Origin of the sequence: Azoarcus sp. TTM-91 (genome assembly GCF_012911025.1) — a bacterium.
Taxonomy (GTDB): domain Bacteria; phylum Pseudomonadota; class Gammaproteobacteria; order Burkholderiales; family Rhodocyclaceae; genus Azoarcus.
This window is the reverse complement of sequence record NZ_WUEI01000054.1, coordinates 1-17,892: the sequence shown is the minus strand read 5'-3', so window position 1 is coordinate 17,892 and position 17,892 is coordinate 1. Positions and strand designations below refer to the sequence as shown.

The 17,892-nt window shown below is 70.9% G+C and carries 15 protein-coding genes and 1 riboswitch; of the genes, 7 read left to right on the top strand and 8 right to left on the bottom strand.

Features of this window, described 5'->3' with window-relative positions; all coding sequences use genetic code 11:
• Positions 1 to 15: 15 nt before the first annotated feature.
• Positions 16 to 1,461, bottom strand: coding sequence for a diguanylate cyclase (locus GRF61_RS14820; protein WP_169151411.1), 1,446 nt, complete (start codon positions 1,459 to 1,461; stop codon positions 16 to 18).
• A 253-nt stretch (positions 1,462 to 1,714) separates the two neighbouring features.
• On the opposite strand from GRF61_RS14820, the gene GRF61_RS14815 reads away from it, so the two are divergent.
• The 4 genes from GRF61_RS14815 to GRF61_RS14800 are packed head-to-tail and all read left to right on the top strand — an operon-like array spanning position 1,715 to position 4,793.
• A complete protein-coding gene (locus GRF61_RS14815; protein WP_169151410.1) occupies positions 1,715 to 1,966 on the top strand; it encodes a hypothetical protein in 252 nt (83 codons plus the stop codon).
• 59 nt (positions 1,967 to 2,025) lie between these two features.
• Complete coding sequence (locus GRF61_RS14810; protein WP_169151409.1) at positions 2,026 to 2,736, top strand: PepSY domain-containing protein; 711 nt, start codon at positions 2,026 to 2,028, stop codon at positions 2,734 to 2,736.
• 22 nt (positions 2,737 to 2,758) lie between these two features.
• Entirely contained in the window at positions 2,759 to 3,463 is a 705-nt protein-coding gene (locus tag GRF61_RS14805) for a response regulator transcription factor (RefSeq protein ID WP_169151408.1), read from the top strand.
• Complete coding sequence (locus GRF61_RS14800) at positions 3,450 to 4,793, top strand: sensor histidine kinase (protein ID WP_169151407.1); 1,344 nt, start codon at positions 3,450 to 3,452, stop codon at positions 4,791 to 4,793. Before GRF61_RS14805 ends, GRF61_RS14800 begins: the two co-directional genes overlap by 14 nt.
• Before the next feature lie 456 nt (positions 4,794 to 5,249).
• Here the strand turns inward: GRF61_RS14800 and GRF61_RS14795 are convergent, their stop codons facing one another.
• The 4 genes from GRF61_RS14795 to GRF61_RS14780 all read right to left on the bottom strand — a co-directional run bounded on the left by GRF61_RS14795 (position 5,250) and on the right by GRF61_RS14780 (position 8,219).
• A complete protein-coding gene (locus tag GRF61_RS14795; protein ID WP_211165984.1) occupies positions 5,250 to 5,621 on the bottom strand; it encodes a NirD/YgiW/YdeI family stress tolerance protein in 372 nt (123 codons plus the stop codon).
• Positions 5,622 to 5,725: 104 nt separating this feature from the next.
• Positions 5,726 to 6,151: an organic hydroperoxide resistance protein gene (locus tag GRF61_RS14790; protein WP_169151406.1), complete on the bottom strand. Its 426-nt coding sequence runs from the start codon at positions 6,149 to 6,151 to the stop codon at positions 5,726 to 5,728.
• A 299-nt stretch (positions 6,152 to 6,450) separates the two neighbouring features.
• Positions 6,451 to 7,863: a tetratricopeptide repeat protein gene (locus tag GRF61_RS14785; protein WP_169151405.1), complete on the bottom strand. Its 1,413-nt coding sequence runs from the start codon at positions 7,861 to 7,863 to the stop codon at positions 6,451 to 6,453.
• The gene (locus GRF61_RS14780) at positions 7,860 to 8,219 is read right to left on the bottom strand and encodes a TfoX/Sxy family protein (protein ID WP_169151404.1); all 360 of its coding nucleotides are present in this window, start codon (positions 8,217 to 8,219) and stop codon (positions 7,860 to 7,862) included. The genes GRF61_RS14785 and GRF61_RS14780 overlap by 4 nt, the downstream gene beginning before the upstream one ends.
• Before the next feature lie 210 nt (positions 8,220 to 8,429).
• On the opposite strand from GRF61_RS14780, the gene GRF61_RS14775 reads away from it, so the two are divergent.
• Complete coding sequence (locus tag GRF61_RS14775) at positions 8,430 to 9,671, top strand: AI-2E family transporter (protein ID WP_169151403.1); 1,242 nt, start codon at positions 8,430 to 8,432, stop codon at positions 9,669 to 9,671.
• On the opposite strand, the gene GRF61_RS14770 is transcribed toward GRF61_RS14775, so the two are convergent.
• Both GRF61_RS14770 and GRF61_RS14765 read right to left on the bottom strand, forming a co-directional pair.
• Positions 9,588 to 11,099: a PepSY domain-containing protein gene (locus GRF61_RS14770; protein ID WP_169151402.1), complete on the bottom strand. Its 1,512-nt coding sequence runs from the start codon at positions 11,097 to 11,099 to the stop codon at positions 9,588 to 9,590. The genes GRF61_RS14775 and GRF61_RS14770 overlap by 84 nt on opposite strands.
• 238 nt (positions 11,100 to 11,337) lie before the next feature.
• Positions 11,338 to 13,503 (bottom strand): TonB-dependent receptor, encoded by a 2,166-nt coding sequence (locus GRF61_RS14765; protein ID WP_169151401.1) that lies wholly within the window; start codon positions 13,501 to 13,503, stop codon positions 11,338 to 11,340.
• 133 nt (positions 13,504 to 13,636) lie between these two features.
• A riboswitch (cobalamin riboswitch) is annotated at positions 13,637 to 13,912 on the bottom strand.
• A 127-nt stretch (positions 13,913 to 14,039) separates the two neighbouring features.
• Between GRF61_RS14765 and GRF61_RS14760 the strand changes: the two genes are divergently transcribed.
• Entirely contained in the window at positions 14,040 to 14,408 is a 369-nt protein-coding gene (locus GRF61_RS14760) for a group III truncated hemoglobin (protein WP_169151400.1), read from the top strand.
• Between the two features lie 95 nt (positions 14,409 to 14,503).
• On the opposite strand, the gene GRF61_RS14755 is transcribed toward GRF61_RS14760, so the two are convergent.
• The gene (locus tag GRF61_RS14755; RefSeq protein WP_169151399.1) at positions 14,504 to 15,427 is read right to left on the bottom strand and encodes a LysR family transcriptional regulator; all 924 of its coding nucleotides are present in this window, start codon (positions 15,425 to 15,427) and stop codon (positions 14,504 to 14,506) included.
• Between the two features lie 117 nt (positions 15,428 to 15,544).
• On the opposite strand from GRF61_RS14755, the gene metE reads away from it, so the two are divergent.
• Positions 15,545 to 17,869 (top strand): 5-methyltetrahydropteroyltriglutamate--homocysteine S-methyltransferase, encoded by a 2,325-nt coding sequence (gene metE / locus GRF61_RS14750; RefSeq protein WP_348982408.1) that lies wholly within the window; start codon positions 15,545 to 15,547, stop codon positions 17,867 to 17,869.
• The last annotated feature ends 23 nt before the right edge of the window (positions 17,870 to 17,892 follow it).

Below are 17,892 nucleotides of genomic sequence, written 5' to 3'. Positions count from 1 at the left end.
GCCGGCGGCCCGGGCTCAACCGGTCGACATCCCTGGCTGGTAGGCCTTCACCCGGTTGCGGCCATGGTCCTTGGAGCCATAGAGCGCGGCATCCGCGCATTGCAGCAGCGCCTCGCCGCCGGTGGCGTGCTCCGGGAACACCGCGACGCCGAAGGAGGCGGTGAGGCGGATCTCGGTGCCGAACTTGTGCAGCGTGGCCTGGGAGATGGCGTCGCGCCAGCGTTCGGCCCGCTGCAGCGCCTCATCCAGCGCCATGCGCGGCAACACGGCGAGGAACTCCTCGCCGCCGTAGCGGCACACCAGGTCGCTCTCGCGCGCCAGCTTCTGCAGCACCCGGGCGGCCTGAGTGATGGCCTGGTCGCCGGTGACATGGCCGTAGGTGTCGTTGATGGCCTTGAAGTAGTCCAGGTCCACCATCACCATCGCCAGCGGGTAGGCCTCGCGGCGAGCGCGGGCCAGCTCGCGCGGCAGGGTCTCGTGCAGGTAGTGGCGGTTGTAGAGGCCGGTGAGTGGATCACGCACCGCCTTGTCCTTCAGCTCCGCCTGCAGCGCGGAGATTTCCTCCAGCTGGGCGCGCAGGCGGCGGTTCACATCCTCCAGCGTGCTCTGGTAGCGCCGCCGCGCCTCGATGTTGCGGCTGACGCCGATGTAGCCGGTGAGCCGGCCAGCCTCGTCATACACCCGGGTGGAGACCACCTCGGTCCACACCTCGGTGCCATCGTGACGCAGCTGTGGCGCTTCGAAGCGGAAGCTGGCGCTAACCTCCTCGCCGCGCGCTTCCTGCTGCCGGCGGCGCTCCGTCGCCTCGGCGAGGATGGCCCGGCCACGCTGGCCGAACACCTCGGTCACCGGCCGCCCCACCACCTGCTCCCGGGGCACGCCGCGCATGCGCTCGTCGGCGGAGCTGATGAAGACGAAGCGCATGTCCGTGTCCAACTGCCACACCACGTCCTCGGTGTTCTCGGCGATGAAGCGGTAGCGGGCCTCGCTGTCGCGCAAGCGCCGCTCGGCGGTCCAGCGTTCGGTGATGTCCTCCGAGAACACCGCGATGCGGCGGATCTCGCCGTCGCGGTCGACCACCGGCACCGCCGAGTTGCGGTAACACAGGCCGGCACGCTCGTCCTCGAACACCAGCGGTTGCCCGTCCTCCAGCAACCGCTGCAGGCGCTGCCGGCGGCTCTCGGCCACTTCGGCGGGAAAGTAGGAAAACAGATTGGTGCCTATCGCCGCCTGCTGGCCGACGCCGAAGCGCTCCGCGCCCGCCCGGTTGAGGACGAGGATACGGCCCTCGCGGTCGATCAGGACGGAGACGCCGGGCGCCGCATCCGTCAGCGCACACAGATCCAGCGTGGCGGCGTCCAGCGCCTGGGCGATGTCCCGGGCCGCGGGCGCAAGGTCAGACGCAGGAGCAGGAGGAGAGTCTTCGGGCGAAAGCGGGGAAGGCTGGGAGGGGGTGTTCATCGTTCACGCTGCTTGGGGGCGGTACAACAAGTTCTTCATTTTTTTGCCATTATCTGCCCCCTGTTCAGTGCCGTGGCGCACACATTGTCACATTGGCGCCGGGATAAGCCTGCGTCTCCCACCTCCAGGCCGGATTTCAAACCCCTTTTCTCCCCATGGACCCCATATTGAGCATCTGGCAGCGCTGCAGCATGCCCGTCCGCTGCTCCGGCACCAGGAACGCCAGCTGCCATGTACGGAGAACAGTGCAGCCATGAAGGCAAAGCGATTACTGGCCGGGCTCTTGCTGGTGTTGGGCCTGGGGGTTACTGCCGGCGGCATCTCCTTATTGTTCTCGGCGGACATCATCTCGCCGAACGACAGCCACTGCCACGCCCTGTGCGGCTGGGCCCTGATCGTGAGCCAATTGTTCGACCCGACTGTCGGCTCGCGCGTCCTCGGCGGTCTGCAGGCCCTGCTCGGCGGTGCCACGCTTGCCCTTCCGGCCGTGCTTTGGCGCGGGTGAACACCGCCGTGCCGCTACAATTCACGAAGCGTTTAAGTCTCCTGCCGCAGCATCCGCCCATGCGCCGCCCTGCCCTCGCCCTCATCCTCTGTCTCGCCTCCCTGCCCGCCCTGCTCCAGGCAGGCGAGCATGACGTCGTCCGCCGGGCGGTGGAGGCCGGGCAGTTGAAACCGCTGGCGGAAATCCTGGCCAAGGTGCAGGCGGAACACCCCGGCAAGGTGCTGGATGTGGACCTGGAGCGCGACCGCAAGGGCCGCCGCTACTACGAGATCAAGCTGCTGAAGGGCGATGGCCAGCGCTGGGAGATCCGGGTAGACGCCGAGACCGGCGCCGAGCTGGGCCGCCAGGCCGAGTCCGCCGCGCCGCTGCAGCCGCTGGCCGGCGTGCTGCGCAAGCTGCTGGCGAAGCACCCCGGCCAGGTGCTGGACGTGGAGCTGGAGCAGGGCGAGGACGACCATCCCATCTACGAAGTGCGCATCGCCCAGGACGACGGCCGCCTGCGCGAGATCGAGATCGACGCCCGCAGCGGCGAGGTGCTGGGCGGCCGCGAACGCCGGCTGACCGCGATGAAAGCCATCAAGCCCCTGCCCGACCTGCTGGACATGGTGCAGGCGCGATACCGCGGCGTGGTGCACGAGGTGGAGCTGGAGCACGACCGCGAGGGCCGGCGCTACTACGAGATCGAACTGCGCCTGCCCGACGGCCGCGGCCTGGAGCTGCAGGTGGACGCGGTGGATGGCCGCATCCTGCATGAGGAGGAAGCGGATTGAAGCCGGCTGCGAGGAACACGCCATGCGGGTACTGATCGTCGAGGACGACGCCGGACTGGCCGCGCGCATCGCCGACGGCCTACGCGCCGCCGGCATGGTCGCCGAGACGTGCGGCGACGGCCAGGAAGCCGCCTTCCTCGGCAGCACCGAGGACTACGACGCCGCAGTGCTCGACCTCGGCCTGCCCGGCCAGGACGGCGTATCCGTGCTGCGCCACTGGCGCGGGCAGGGCCGGCGCATGCCGGTGCTCATCCTCACCGCCCGCGGCCGCTGGAGCGACAAGCTGGAAGGCTTCGACGCCGGCGCCGACGACTACCTCACCAAGCCCTTCCTGCAGGAGGAGGTCGCCCTGCGCCTGCGGGTGCTCGCCCGCCGCGCCGGCGGCCATGCCGAACCGCTGCTGCGGGTCGGCCCGCTGGCCTACGACAGCAACGCCGACCGCTTCACGCTGAACGAGGAGCCGCTCGCCCTCACCGCCCAGGAGCAGCGCATCCTCGCCCACCTCATGCGGCGCAAGGGCTGCGTGGTGAGCCGCAGCGAGATCGCCGAGCACGTCTACGCCCGCGATCTCGACCCGGACTCCAACACCCTGGACGTGCTCATCGGCCGCATCCGCCGCAAGCTCGGTCACCCGCTGCTGCACACCGAGCGCGGGCGCGGCTTCCGCCTCGCCGAGGCGGAGGGCGCCGCCGGCACAGCCAGCCCATCGGAGGATGGCGCTGCCTGAGCGCGGCGGCCTGCGCGGCCGCCTGCTGCTCTTCGGCTGCCTGGCCGCGCTGCTGGTGAGCGGCGCCGGCGGCTGGGTGCTGCGCCAGAACATACACGCCACCCTGCTGCGCGGGCTGGAGCAACGCCTGGACGAACGGGCTGAACGCATCGCCGCCAGCCTGCTCGCCGCCCCCGGCGGTAGCGGCCTCGTGCCGGAGCGCAGCCGCAACAACGACGAATTCAGCCGCATCTTCTCCGGCTGGTACTGGCAGCTGGAAGGCGCCGGCCCCGAGCAGCGCTCCCGCTCCCTGTGGGACAGCCGGCTGACGCCGGCCGACGCCTCAGCCCCCTCCTCCAGCCTCGCCTCCCTGCTGGCGCCCGGCACTCCGCTGCGCAGCCTGCGCGGCCCGCGCGGCGAAGCCCTGCTCGGCCTCGCCGTCCCGGTGGAGGCCGGCGGCCAGCGCGCCATGCTGCACGTCTACGGCCCGGCGGCGGAAACCGAGGCGGAGCTCGCCCGGCTGGACCGCATCCTGTTGCTGACGCAGGCGCTGCTCATCCTCGCCCTGGTCATCGCCACCCTCGCCCAGGTGCGGCTGGGCCTGGCGCCACTGCGCCGGCTACGCGCCGCGCTGGCGGCGGTGCGCGACGGCAGCGCCGAGCGCCTGGGCAGCGGCTACGGCCCGGAGCTTGACCCGCTGGCGGAGGAAATGGATGAAGTGCTGGCGCGCAACGCCCGCGTCGTCGCCCGCGCCCGCGGCCACGCCGCCGACCTCAGCCACGCGCTGAAGAAGCCGCTCGCCCTGCTGGGCGGCGAAGCCACCGCCGGCGGCAGCGAACTGCTGCGCGGCCAGGTGGCGGCGATGTCGCGCCTGATAGACCGCCATCTCGCCCGCGCCGGCAGTGGCGCCGGCGAACTGCGGCGGGTGGCGGTGGCGCCCCGCATCGCCCACCTCGTTGCGCTGATGCAGCGCCTGCACCGCGAGCGCGAACTGGACTGGCAGCAGACGGTGCCGGCACAGCTACACTGGCGCTGCGAACCCACCGACCTGGAAGAGATGCTGGGCAACCTGCTGGACAACGCCGGCAAATGGGCGCGCAGCACGGTGAGGGTGGACGCCGCGGCAGCGGCCGGTGAACTGCGCATTCGCATCGCCGATGACGGCCCCGGCCTGGACGACACCCAACTGGAACAGGCCAGCCGGCGCGGCCTGCGCTTCGACGAGAACACCGAAGGCAGCGGCCTGGGCCTGGCCATCGCCCGCGACATCGCGGAGACCTATGGCGGCCGGCTGGAACTGGGCCGCGGCACGCTGGGCGGGCTGGAGGCGGTGCTGGTGTTGCCGGTCTAGGGTGTTGCCGGTTTGGGATATCGGTGGTTCGGTGCGCTGGCGGTCCGGAATGCTACCGCGGTTCAGCCGCACGGAAGCGACCTGGATTCCACCGCAATATGGCGCCGGACGGAGACGGAACCTGGCGGTAAGACGCCGCAGAGACGCAAGAGGTCGAGGAAGAAGGCCAATCGCTAGCCCCATACAAGCCCCCTGCCGCAATGCCGCCCGCCCCCTGGGCAGGCGCTGGTTTTTCCCTCTCCCGCGAAGGGAAAAGGGAGCAAGGCGGCGCGTACCCGGGAGCCTGCCCCCTTCAGCTTGGCCCGGCACGAGCCTGCACGAGGGCATTCCGCGCGACCGGTTTCCCCGCACGCGCCCCTGGCAGGCTCCGACGTCGAACTCAGGAAAGGGATCAGCCCGCCTGGGCACAGCCGGCCCATGCCGCCCCTGGTCGGAATCCGGACCAGGAACCCACCCTCACGGCAGCTTCCGCAGCGCCTCCACGTCGATCTCCGGGCTGTCGAGAAAGTCCTTCTCCACCTCGCCGCGGATTTCGACCTGGGCCTTGTCGTCGATCTGTTCCGGCGGGAAATCCTCCGCTTCGATCTCCACCCGGATCTCGCCGGTGCCATCGGAGAAGATGTACTTCTCGTTGCCGACCTTGCGCAGCAGGTGGCCGCGCAGCACCACGTCCTGATCGTCCACCGGGTTCTTCAGGATCTCGGCCACGGTGGCGGGGGCGTGATGGGTGGAAGGCCCGGTGTATTGCGCCTGGCCGCTGGCGGGCTGAAGCAGGGCGAGGCTGCCGGCGAGCATGCCGCCGAGGAGGAACGTCTTGCTGATGTTCATGCTGGATGTCTCCCGTAAGGAAAAGGACGTGTCGATGTCACGGGAGTCATTCTTGCGCGCCGGCCCTTAACCGCCGATGAACGGCCGGCGCGCGCCGAGGCGGCTCAGGCCAGCACCAGGTTCACATCGATGTTGCCGCGGGTGGCGTTGGAGTACGGGCAGACGATGTGCGCCTTCTGGATCAGCGCCTCCGCCTCGGCGCGGTCCATGCCGGGCAGCGAGACCTTCAGCTCGACCTCGATGCCGAAGCCGGTGGGCAGCGGGCCGATGCCGACGCTGCCATCTATCGCCGCATCGGTGGGCATCTTGATCTTGTCGCGGGAGGCGACGAACTTCATCGCGCCGAGGAAGCAGGCGGAATAGCCTGCGGCGAAGAGCTGCTCCGGGTTGCTTCCCTCGCCGCCACCCCCGCCGAGTTCTCGCGGAGTGGTCAGCCTGACGTCCACCACGCCATCGGATGAAACCGCGCGGCCGTCGCGGCCACCGGTGGCACGCGCATGTGCGCGGTAGAGCACTTTTTCCAGACTCATCGGTACGCCTCCTCGTTCAGGATCAGCGGGAAGAAGGCAGCGCCGCCGCCTTCGGCTGTGCGCAGCCAGGCCAGCTGCGACTCCCTGAACCATAGAAGCCGGAAATGGCAATTGCGAGCGGACCAGGAGCGGCGCCAGGGTATGCAAACGGCGTTCCCGGGAGCAGGGAAGCAGGTGTCGATCGGCGCCGAACCGACGGAGGGAGAAAGCCGCGGCCATCGTCTGTCGCAAGCGGGCGGATACGCGCTGGCCGCGGGGTTCAAGCTCGGCCCAGTCCTCGCGCCATGCCGCTCGCCGGCTCAGGTGCCGGAGCGCGCCACAACAAAGCTCCGCAGCGCCTCCGCGAGTTGCGCCACCACCGGCGCCCAGTCGCCCATTTCGCGCTGGCGGAACAGCCGCAGGGCGCCGGGGTACCAGGGGCTGTCCTCGCGCCCGTCCAGCCAGCGCCAGTCGGTCTTGTAGGCCGGCAGCATGACCCAGCACGGCTTGCCCAGCGCGCCGGCGAGGTGGGCGACGCCGGTGTCCACCGCGATCACCAGGTCCAGCCCCTGCAACAGCGCGGCAGTGTCGGCGAAGTCGCCGAGCTCGGCGCCGAGCGCGGCCAGCGTCATGCCCGGCGGCGGCGCCAGCGCCTCGTCCTCGCCGGCCCCCTTCTGCAGGCTGACGAAGCGCACGCCAGCCACCCCGGCCAACGGCGCCAGGGTGGCGAGGCCGGGCAGCGAGCGGTCGGCATCGTTCTCGAAGCGCGGGTTGCCCTTCCACACCAGGCCGACCCGCGGTGCGCCGCCTTCGCTGCCCACCACCTCGTTCAGTCGCGCCTGCCACTGCGTGAGCAGCGCAGCCTCCACCGTCAGGTAGGGAATCCGCGCCGGAATGTCGGCCACCTGCCGGGTGCCGCAGCAATGCGGCAGGCTGAGCGCCGGTATCCAGACCTCGGCAACCTCCGCCGGCACCGCTTCGTCCAGCCCCAGCACGCGGTCCACACCAGCGAGGCCGCCGAACAGGCGCTTCAGCCCGGCGTGGCAGAGCACCGTCACTTCGGCGACGCCGGCCTGCTTCAGCTGCATGGCATAGCGGCAGAACTGGATCATGTCGCCATGGCCGGCCTCGCAGCCGATCAGCACCCGGCGGCCGGCCAGCGGCTCGCCCTGCCAGCGCGGCATCGGCAGGTGGGCCTCCAGCACCCGCGCCCAGTCGCGCGCTTCCAGGCAGGGCCAACCCTCTTCGTAGCGACCCTGGCGCAGCAGCACATAGGCAAGGTTGAAGCGCGCCGGCCGGTACTCCGGCGCCATCGCCAGCGCGGCGCGGTGGCAGCGCTCCGCCTCGTCCAGCCGGCCCAGGCTGGCATGCAGCACGCCCAGGTTGGTCCAGGCTTCCGGCTGCGCCGGCGGCAGGCCGATGGCGGCGGTGAAGGCGGCCTCGGCCTCGGCATGGCGCTTCTGCGCCAGCAGCAGCACGCCGAGGTTGATGTACGGCCGCGGGTTGGCCGGCGCCAGACGGATGGCCCGGCGGTAGCTGGCTTCGGCCTGCTCTGGCTGGCCGCGGCGGTCCAGCACCTGGCCGAGGTTGGCATGGGCTTCAGCGAGGTCGGGCGCCAGCTTCAGCACTTCGCGGTAGGCCTTTTCGGCGGTTTCCAGTTCGCCGGCGACCAGCGCCGCGTTGCCCCGGCCGAAGGCGGCCTCCGCCTTGCGCAGCGCGCGCAGGCTGTTCATTGGCGCTTGGCCGCCGCCGCCCGCAGGGCGACGTCGAAGGCCAGGCTGGCCCACTCCGCCATCTGCGCCGGGTGATCGAACACCTCCAGCGGCGCCTCGTGGTAGCCCAGCGCCACCGTGCGGCCGCGCGAGGTGTAACGGAAGGGCTGCAGGCCAAGGGCGGCATAGCGTTGGGCGCTGGCAGTATCCGTCTTGAAGTGGAGGCGGCCGTCGACGATCAGCGCGAACATCAGGCCATCGCGGAAGATGCCGTGGCCGCCGAACATGCGGCGCGCTTCCACCGGGGCGAAGGCCGCCATCTGGTCGACGACGAAGCCGGCGAACTCATCCTTGGGCGAGGTGCGGACGTGCTTCATGGCGGGAACGGTAAAGCCGGGGATGTGTCTGGAAAGGGGCAATCATGCCCCAGCCGGGCGGGCGCCGACAGCCTGCGGCCAGCGCCCGGCACCGGGCTGGTGCATAAAACGCCCGGATGGTCCCTGGCCCGGTATATTGCGGTCTGCCTGCCCGCTCCGGCGGCGATCCTGGCCCAAGCGCCCCGCTCCGAGACTTTTTGCGCCTTTTCTATGCCGCCTGTCCTGCAAGCTCCGCTCATCGCCCGCGGTCTTCTCGTCCTCGTCCTCGCTGCCGGGGTGTATTTCTTCAGCGGCTTCCTGGTGCCGGTGCTGGCGGCACTCATCATCGGCTTCGCCAGCTGGCCGCTGTACCGCCGGCTGGTGCGGCTGTGCGGCGGCAACACCGCGCTGGCGGCCAGCGTTGCGCTCATCGTGGTCATCGTGGTGCTGGTGGTGCCGCTGTCGCTGGCGCTGCACTACGCCCTGCAGGAGGCCAGCACCTTCATCGCCTGGCTGCTGCAGGCCAACCGGGTGGGCGCGCCGGTGCCGGGCTGGATCAGTTCGCTGCCCATGGTCGGCGAGCGGCTGGCGGACTACTGGCAGGAATACCTGGGCGAGCCGCATGCGCTGGGCGAGTGGGTGCAGCTGCTGAGCGGCGAGCACCTGGGCAATATCTACCGCACCGCGCTGGCGGCCACCGGCAACCTGGTGAACCTGGGGCTGACGGTGCTGTTCATGCTGATCACCCTGTTCTTCGTCTACAAGGACGGCGTGCGCATCGCCGGCCAGCTGGACATCGTCGGCGAGCGCATCCTGCCCCAGCGCTGGAACCGCTTCTCGCGCGTGGTGCCGGCGACGGTGAGCGCAACGGTGACCGGCATGGGCCTGATCGCGCTGGGCGAGGGCGTGGTGCTGGGCATCGCCTACTGGATCGCCGGCGTGCCCTCGCCGGTGCTGCTGGGCGTGGTCACCGCCTTCATGGCGCTGATTCCCGGCGGCGCGCCGCTGGCCTTCACGCTGGTATCCATCTACCTGGTGGGCGCGGACAAGCTGGCGGCCGGGCTGGGGCTGTTCGTGTGGGGCACGGTGGAGCTGTTCATCGTGGACAAGACGCTGCGGCCGCGCCTGGTCGGCGGGCCGGTGAAGCTGCCCTTCCTGCCGACCTTCTTCGGCCTGGTCGGCGGGGTCAAGACCATGGGCATCGTCGGCCTCTTCGTCGGCCCGGTGCTGATGGCGCTGCTGGTGGCGATCTGGCGGGAGTGGCTGCACAGCGTGGAGCTGGAGCGCAGCCGCGAGGTGGTGCTGGAGGCGGAACCCGCGGCCGTGGAGACGGAAGCCGCCGCCGATCTCCCGCCCGCGGAAGCGCAGGACTTGCCGCCAGTGCAGCCGTCAGCGCCGCGCCGCGCGCCGGCGCAGATGGCGCCAGCCGGCGACGGCACCGCTCGCCGACACGACGAGGCCGAGTGCCGATAGCAGCCACATCACGCCGTTCCAGGCCGGGCGGTGGGTGAGCAAGCAGGGGAAATCGAAGCTGTGGGCGGCGTTGAACAGCCAGCGCCGCAACCGGGCATCGCTGTCGCTGCTGGCGAGCAGGCGGCCGTTGGCCGGGTCGATATGCAGCCAGGTGGCGGCGGCATCATCCATCTCCACCCGCCACACCGGCAGCACCACCGGCTGACGGCGGCCGTACCAGTAGCGGTCTTCTTCAGTGAGCTGCCGCAGGCGGGCGATGCCAGCGCCGGGCAGCAGACGGCGGGCGGCGGTGGCGATGGCCTCTTCGCTCGGCGCCGGCGCAGCGCCCTCCACCGCCGCCATGCTGTACCGCCGGCCGGCGCCATCCGCCAGCAGCAGCATGGGCTGGCCGTCGAACCACCAGGCTTCGATCTCGCGCAGACCACCGCCCGCCGCCCTCTGCAAGCGCAGCAGCAAGTCCGCCGACCAGGGGAATTCGCCGCGCTCGCCCACGTAGGCCTGCAGCGCCGCCGGCGGGAAGGCCTTGCGCGCCAGCCAGCCGCCGGGGTTCATGGACACCCAGCCGCTGGCGACCCAGGTGAACACGAACAGCCCGCCGGCCAGCCCGGCGAGGTGGTGCCAGGCCATCCAGCCGCGGTGCGGCGTCACCGCGCCATTGCGGTAGCGCCGCCGCAGCCGTAGCCGCAGCAGGCCGATGGCGATGCCGCTGAGCGCGGCGGCCATGCCCAGGCCTGAGGTCCACAACACAGTCTGCCGCCAGGCGGTGTGCTGCTCCCGCAGCACGGCGAAGGTGTAGTAGTGGGGAATTGTGCCCAGCCAGGTCCAGCCGCGCTCGTGGCGATCGGTGTCGCGCACCACCTCGCCGTTCACCGCCGAGATGTAGAGCTCGGTGCCGGCGCCGTCCGCCACCGCGTAGCGGTGCAGCGGCCGCAGCGCCTCGAAGGCGTTGGCGTTCGGCAGGGTCCATTGGTCGCGCTCGCGGGTCTCCAGGTAGCGGACCTCGGCGCCATCAGCGAAGCGGCGGGCGATGGCGGTGGCACGGGCGACATCCACCGCCTGGATGATCCTGCCATCCCGCGCCGACAGGGTGATGGGCCAACCGGCATCGGCAGTACGCCACACCGGCTCGGCGCCACCGTCGGCGGTGGCCAGCATCTCCAGCCGCAGGCGGGCGACCGGGAAGGCTGGCAGCCCGGCCGCGCGCCAGGCTTCGTCCGGCCCCAGCAGCGCGCCCTCCAGCTGCAGCGGCGGCAGGCCGGCCAGGCGCTCGGCCTCGCTCAGCGCCGGGAAGCGCACGTACATCATCACCAGCCCGGTGATGAACCAGAGCACGAACAGCAGGCAGCCGCCCACGCCCAGCCAGCGGTGGACGAGGTAGAGCCAGCGGCGCAGGCGCGGCCAGAAGCAGAAGGAGCGGTGCTCAGTCATGACGTTTTGCCGGTGATCGCCCGCGTCGGGCCGAGACGCCTAGGCTCGCGCGAAAGCCTGCGCCGATGCCGCTTGCCAAGCAGCGCGGGGGTTCGACGCCCGGCCGGCAGCGCGACCGTGGCAGCGCGACTGCCGCGCCTTCGTCGGACACACAGGCCGCAATGGTCCGTGCCCCCTCCAGCCGCAAGCCGGCGCAAACCGCCGCCCGCGCCCCTCGCCCATCTCATCGCCGCCCCGCTCAGAAGCTGAAGTTCGCCGCCACTTCGACGCTGCGCGGGCGGCCAAGCACCCACTGGCTGTTGCCGTTGTAGGTGGTCTGGGCGTAGTGGCGGTCGAACAGGTTGTAGCCAAACAGGCTGAGGCGGAGGTCGCGGCGCAGCTGCCAGGACAGGGTGGCGTCCACCACCGTGTAGGCGTCCACCTTGGCGCTGTTGGCGTTGTCCACATAGCGGGTGCCGACGTAGCGGGCGCCCAGGCCGGCGTTCCACTGCGGCAGGAAATCCCAGCTCAGCCACAGGTTGGCGGCCCGCTCCGGCACGCCGGAGGGCGTGCGGCCGCTGCGCGACACCACCACGCCGCCGGCCACTTCGTTGAAGTCGTCGTAGCGGGCGTTGAGCACGGTGCCGTTCGCATCCAGCTTCAGTGCCGGGGTGAAGGCGTAGGCCAGCGCCAGTTCCACGCCGCGCGAGGACTGGGCGCCGACCTGCCGGTAGACGTTGGAGTCATCCGCATCCCGGATCAGCAGCTTCTCCTTGCGGATCCAGTAGCCGGCGAAGGTCCATTCGCCACGGCCGCCGTCGAAGCGCTGTTTCACGCCCAGCTCGGCCTGCTCGCCGGTGGACAGGTCGAACTGGCTCTGCTGGGCGGTGGTGTTGACCACGCCGGTGAGCGGGTCGGCGGCGGTGGCGTACTGGCCGTAGAAGGACAGCGCCGGAGTGGCGGCGAACACCGCGCCGATGCGGCCGCTGGTGTGGGTGAAGGTCTTGTCGAAGTCCGCGCCCGAAGCGTTGCGCATGCCTTCGCGATCGACCTCGATGCGGTCCCAGCGCAGGCCGCCGACCAGGGACCAGCGCTGGCTGAGCTGCAGCTTGTCTTCCATGAACACCGACAGCGTGTCGGTGCGGGTCTTGAACAGCTCGCCGTTGGTCAGCGTGCCCGGGAAGTTGCCGGGGTTGAAGGCGAAGGCATCCAGCGTCTGCGCGGCGGCGCCGTTGTTGCGGTCACGCTGGTAGCGCAGGCGGTTCGCGTCGAAGCCCAGCACCAGCTGGTTGTCCAGGCCGAAGAGCCGGCCGTTCCAGGTGCTGTCCAGCCGGTTGCCGACCTGCTCCAGGCTGTAGCCGATGAGCAGGAAGCTGCTGCGGGTGATGGTGCCGTTGGGGTTGTAGCGGTAGCCCTCGGCGTTGCGCCAGTCGCGGCGGCTGTGCAGGCGGTAGGTCTGGTTGCGCACCACCACCTCGTCTGCCGGCTTCCATTCGAGGTCCAGGCGGGTCCAGTTGTCGCGGAAGCGCAGCTTGGCATCGGCGACGTTGTAGTTGGTGTCGCGCAGGCGGCTGTCGAGGTCGCCGTCTATCAGCGGCACGCCGAAGTAGCGCATCGGCTCCAGCTTGCCGTAGTCGTGCGACAGGGTGAGCTTGAGGGCGGGCGACACGTCCAGCCGCAGCGCGGCGGCCACCACGAGGGAGTCGGACTCGCCGCGGTCCACGTAGCCGTCGCTGTGGTTGCGGCTGACGTCGAAGCGGTAGGACCAGTGCTCGTCCACCGCGCCGCCGCTGCCGAAAGCGGTGCGCCAGGTGTCGTCCGAGCCGTAGGCGACGCGGGCCTCGGTGACGATGGCGCCGCGCGTGGGTTTCTTCGGCACGGTGTTGATGGCGCCGCCGATGGCGCCTTCGCCGTACAGCACCGAGGCCGGGCCGCGCAGCACTTCCATGCGCTCCGCCATCCAGGGATCGAAGGGGAAGCTCACCGTGCCGCCGGAAACATACATGCGGGTGCCATCGTAGAGCCGCATCACCGAGGTGTTGCCGGCGAAGCCGCGGGCGGCGAGCGCGCCGCCACCGGAGGTGCCGCTCTGGGTGATGCCGGGCGCGCGGGCGGCGGCTTCGATCAGGGTGGCGTCGCCGCGGGCACGTATCATCTCGCCCTCCAGCAGGTCCACGCTGGCCGGGGTTTCCAGCGGCGTGAGGCGCAGGCGGCTGCCGGTGCTGGCCGGCTGTTCCAGGCCAAGGCCGGCGGTTTCGCCGCTGGCGGTGGCGGTGACTTCCGGCAGCACGGTTTCCTTGCCGGTGTCGGCGAAGGCGGCGCCGCACAGCGCCAGCATGAGGCCGGCGGCAAGGCCTTGGGCTGGAGAGGGAGAAACAAGCGAGCGCGCCGCGCGGGAAAGGCGCGGGCGGATGGAAATGGCCATGTCGATACGGTCCCTGCAAGCGGCCGGGCGTCCCCGCCGGCCGGATGGCGAAAAAACGCGGGGCGGACGAGGCCGGACCGGCAGCCGCGCGCCGGGGGCATGCGGAAGCCGCCCGGACAACGCACTCCCGCGACGTCCAAGGTCTATCGAAGGCCGGTATCCGGGCTCGCGGAGCGCCATCGGCTTCATTGCTGAATCCGACGGCAGGCAGCTTCGCCTTCCCGCGCCTGTGGCGCAGTGGCTGCCGGCATCCGTGGCGATGCCGGCGTGAAGCCGCCCCATCCGCTTACCGTTGCGGGGGCAGCACAGGCCTGGTCGGCCGCGCGAGGCGGCGCAGACGCACCTGTTTCCCGTTTAACCCCGGCCGCCAGGAAATGGCGACCGGGGCACCTTCGATGGAGGGTTCATGGCTTTTCGCCCAGGCGGGCGGAAAAGCGCTGGGCATTCTATACGCCGTTCCGCATAGTGCGGAACCCCGGCTCCCGCCGCCGCGCGGCAAGGCGTATGCTGGCGGCCCCGTTTTCCGCCGCCGCGCCATGGTCAATCCGGATCTCTGCACCGAAGAGGAAATCACCACCCTGGTCCACCGCTTCTACGGCCGGGTGCGGCAAGACGCCCTGCTGGGGCCCATCTTCGAAGCCCATGTGAGCGACTGGCCGGCCCACCTCGCCAAGCTGGTGGATTTCTGGTCCGGCATGCTGCGTGGCAGCGGCCGCTTTCACGGCTCGCCGATGCGTGCCCACGCCGCGCTGCCGGACCTGGAGCCGACGCTGTTCATGCAGTGGCTGGACCTGTTCCACGCCACCACCGCCGAGCTGGAGAACGAGGCGCTGCGGCTGCGCGCCGACGAGTTCGCGAAGAAGATCGCGGCAGCGCTGTGGCAGGGCTATCAGCAACAGCAGTGAAGACAGGCCCGCGGACCGCCGCATGCGGGCGGCCGACGGGAACCCGCTCCGCATGAGGCCGGAAGCATACTCGGGCATGTCTGCCCCGCCGATGCCTACAGCAGCGCGATCCCCGGCAGATCGGCGAAGCTGCGCTCCCGCATCACCCGCACGAAGTCGGCCACATAGGGCCGCAGCGCCTTCTCCGCCGTGGTGGCGGCATACAGGCGGCCGGTGAGGCCTTCGGCGCCGATGCGGCGGGCGCTGACGTAGCCACGCTCCAGGTAGGGCCGCAGCGCCCATTCCGGCAGCGCCGCCACGCCGCGGCCGCTGGCCACCAGCTGCAACATCGCCACCGTGAGTTCGGTGGTGCGGCGGGCCGGACGGACGCCGGCGGGCGCCAGCACCTGGCGCACCAGATCCAGCATCTCATCCGCCACCGGGTAGGTGATCAGCGTCTCGGCGGCGAAATCCTCCGCCACCAGGAAGGGCCGCGCGGTCAGCGCATGGCCGTTGGCGAGCAGGGCGACGATCTCGAAGCTGAACAGCGGATGGCAGATCACTCCGCCGTCGGCCTCCGGCTCGGACACCACCGCCAGATCGGCGCGGTTCTGGTGCAGCAGGCCGACCGGGTCGGGATGGAAGCCGGAGACGATGTCCAGCTCCACCTCCGGCCAGCGGCTGCGGAAGGCGTCCATCGCCGGCATCAGCCAATCGAAGCAGGTGTGGCACTCCACCGCGATGCGCAACTCGCCGGCCACGCCGGAAGCCAGCCGCACGATGTCGCGCTCCGCCTCGTCCACCTGCGGCAGCACCGCGTCCGCCAGCTGCAGCAGGCGCCCGCCCAGCGCGGTGAACACCAGCGGCATGGACTTGCGCTCGAACAGCGGCCCGCCATAGCGCTCCTCCAGCAGGCGGATCTGCTGCGACAGCGCCGACTGCGTCAGGCACAGCAGATCGGCGGCGCGGGTCAGGCTGCCGGCGGCGCGCAGCGCGGCCAGGGTGCGGAGGTGGCGCAGTTCGAGGATGGAGGCGCTCATGGCGGGAGGCGAGGAACATTAGAACCTCTAATTCAAACACAGAAAAACTTTCGTTTGAATGATGGATGCCGCCACGGAATCATGCCCAGCCTCGAAATTCATCTCCGGAGCAGAACCGTGATCCTCAGCCACACCCTGGGTTTTCCCCGCATCGGCGCGCAACGCGAGCTCAAGTTCGCGCTGGAACGCCACTGGCGCGGCGAGATCGACACCGCCGCGCTGGAAGCCGTCGGCCGCGAACTGCGCCAGCGCCACTGGGCGCTGCAGCGCGATGCCGGGCTGGACTTCGTCACCGTGGGCGACTTCGCCTACTACGACCACGTCGCCAACCACATCCAGCTGCTGGGCTGCGAGCCGGCGCGCTTCGGCTTCGACGGCAGCGAGAGCGAACTGGCGCGCCACTTCACGCTGGCCCGCGGCGTGGCCGCCGGGAGCCGCGGCTGCGCCGGTGCCGGGCCCGCCCACGGCGGCCGCCCGGCGCTGGAGATGACCAAGTGGTTCGATACCAACTACCACTACCTGGTGCCGGAATTCCTGCCGGACACCGCCTTCTCCCTCGCCTCCAGCCGGCTGTTCGACGAGGTGGCGGAGGCGCGCGCCCTCGGCCATGCGGTGAAGGCGGTGGTGCCGGGGCCGCTGTCCTTCCTGTGGCTGGGCAAGGAGAAGGCGGACTTCGACCGCCTCGCGCTGCTGGACCGCCTGCTGCCGGTCTATGGCCAGCTGCTGTCGCGGCTGAAGGCGGCCGGCGCCGAATGGGTGCAGATCGACGAGCCCATCCTCGGCCTGGACCTGCCGGCCGCCTGGCGCGCCGCCTTCGAGCCGGCCTACATCGCGCTGGCCGCCGCCGGCGCGCGGCTGATGCTGGCCACCTACTTCTCGCCGCTGGCGGACAACCTCAACCTCGCCTGCCGCCTGCCGGTGGCGGCGCTGCATGTGGACGCGGTGCGCGCGCCTGACGAGCTGGCCGCGCTGGCCGACTGGCTGCCGGCGCACAAGGAGCTGTCGGTGGGCATCGTCGATGGCCGCAACGTCTGGCGCACCGACCTCGACCGCGCGCTGGCTCGCCTGCTGCCGCTGGCCGAGCGGCGCGGCGGCCGGCTGTGGCTGGCCCCCTCGTGCTCGCTGCTGCATGTGCCGGTGAGCCTGGCCGCCGAGGCCGGGCCGCGGGCGCCGCTGGACGACGAGCTGCGTGGCTGGCTCGCCTTCGCCACCGAGAAGCTGGCGGAGATCGACATCCTCAAGCGGGTGTTCAACGACGGCGAGGACACCGTGGCCGAGCACCTCGCCACCAGCCGCCGCGCCCTCGCCGCCCGCCGCGCCAGCCCGCGGGTGGCCGACCCGGCGGTGGCCGCCCGCCTGGCCGCGCTGCCGGCCGACGCCGACCGCCGCCGCTCCGCCTTCCCCGCACGCCAGGCGCGCCAGCGCGAGCGCCTCGGGCTGCCAGCCTTCCCCACCACCACCATAGGCTCCTTCCCGCAAACCGCGGAGATCCGCAGCGCCCGCGCCGCCTTCAAGCGCGGCGAGCTGGACAGCGCCAGCTACCGCGAGCGCATGGCGCAGGAGATCGCCCACACGGTGCGGCGCCAGGAGGCGCTGGGGCTGGACGTGCTGGTGCATGGCGAGGCCGAGCGCAACGACATGGTGGAGTACTTCGGCGAACAGCTCGCCGGCTTCGCCTTCACCGCCAACGGCTGGGTGCAGTCCTACGGCTCGCGCTGCGTGAAGCCGCCGCTGATCTACGGCGACGTCTCCCGGCCGCAGCCGATGACGGTGGAGTGGACCACCTACGCCCAGCGTCTCACCGCCAGGCCGATGAAGGGCATGCTCACCGGGCCGATCACCCTCCTGCAGTGGTCCTTCGTGCGCGACGACCAGCCACGCGCCGACACCGCGCTGCAGATCGCGCTGGCGATACGCGACGAGGTCGCCGACCTGGAGCGCGCCGGCATCGCCATCATCCAGATCGACGAGCCGGCGATACGCGAGGGCCTGCCGCTGCGCCGCGGCGGCTGGCGCGCCTATCTCGCCCGGGCCACCCGCGCCTTCCGCATCGCCGCCTCGCCAGTGGCGGACGAGACGCAGATCCACACCCACATGTGCTACTCGGAGTTCAACGACATCCTGCCGGAGATCGCGGCGCTGGACGCCGACGTGATCACCATCGAAACCAGCCGCTCCGACATGGAACTGCTGGCCGGCTTCGGCGATTTCCGCTACCCGAACGAGATCGGCCCCGGGGTGTACGACATCCACTCGCCACGGGTGCCGGCCACGGCCGAGATGGAACACCTGCTGGAGAAGGCGGCGGCGGTGATCCCGGCGCAGAACCTGTGGGTGAATCCCGACTGCGGCCTCAAGACCCGCGCCTGGCCGGAAACCGAGGCCGCGCTGCGGAACATGGTGGAGGCGGCGAAGGCGCTGCGGGCGCGCAGCGGGGGTTGAAACAGCCTGGGGGGCCGCGGTTC

Excerpts from the sequence above, each read along its gene's own strand:
- GRF61_RS14785 (WP_169151405.1), bottom strand. The coding sequence starts at position 7,863 with ATGAACAGCCTGCGCGCGCTGCGCAAGGCGGAGGCCGCCTTCGGCCGG.
- GRF61_RS14790 (WP_169151406.1), bottom strand. The coding sequence starts at position 6,151 with ATGAGTCTGGAAAAAGTGCTCTACCGCGCACATGCGCGTGCCACCGGT.
- GRF61_RS14780 (WP_169151404.1), bottom strand. The coding sequence starts at position 8,219 with ATGAAGCACGTCCGCACCTCGCCCAAGGATGAGTTCGCCGGCTTCGTC.
- GRF61_RS14800 (WP_169151407.1), top strand. The coding sequence starts at position 3,450 with ATGGCGCTGCCTGAGCGCGGCGGCCTGCGCGGCCGCCTGCTGCTCTTC.
- GRF61_RS14770 (WP_169151402.1), bottom strand. The coding sequence starts at position 11,099 with ATGACTGAGCACCGCTCCTTCTGCTTCTGGCCGCGCCTGCGCCGCTGG.
- GRF61_RS14760 (WP_169151400.1), top strand. The coding sequence starts at position 14,040 with ATGGTCAATCCGGATCTCTGCACCGAAGAGGAAATCACCACCCTGGTC.
- GRF61_RS14810 (WP_169151409.1), top strand. The coding sequence starts at position 2,026 with ATGCGCCGCCCTGCCCTCGCCCTCATCCTCTGTCTCGCCTCCCTGCCC.
- GRF61_RS14795 (WP_211165984.1), bottom strand. The coding sequence starts at position 5,621 with ATGAACATCAGCAAGACGTTCCTCCTCGGCGGCATGCTCGCCGGCAGC.
- GRF61_RS14820 (WP_169151411.1), bottom strand. The coding sequence starts at position 1,461 with ATGAACACCCCCTCCCAGCCTTCCCCGCTTTCGCCCGAAGACTCTCCT.
- GRF61_RS14805 (WP_169151408.1), top strand. The coding sequence starts at position 2,759 with ATGCGGGTACTGATCGTCGAGGACGACGCCGGACTGGCCGCGCGCATC.
- GRF61_RS14815 (WP_169151410.1), top strand. The coding sequence starts at position 1,715 with ATGAAGGCAAAGCGATTACTGGCCGGGCTCTTGCTGGTGTTGGGCCTG.
- GRF61_RS14775 (WP_169151403.1), top strand. The coding sequence starts at position 8,430 with ATGCCGCCTGTCCTGCAAGCTCCGCTCATCGCCCGCGGTCTTCTCGTC.
- GRF61_RS14765 (WP_169151401.1), bottom strand. The coding sequence starts at position 13,503 with ATGGCCATTTCCATCCGCCCGCGCCTTTCCCGCGCGGCGCGCTCGCTT.
- GRF61_RS14755 (WP_169151399.1), bottom strand. The coding sequence starts at position 15,427 with ATGAGCGCCTCCATCCTCGAACTGCGCCACCTCCGCACCCTGGCCGCG.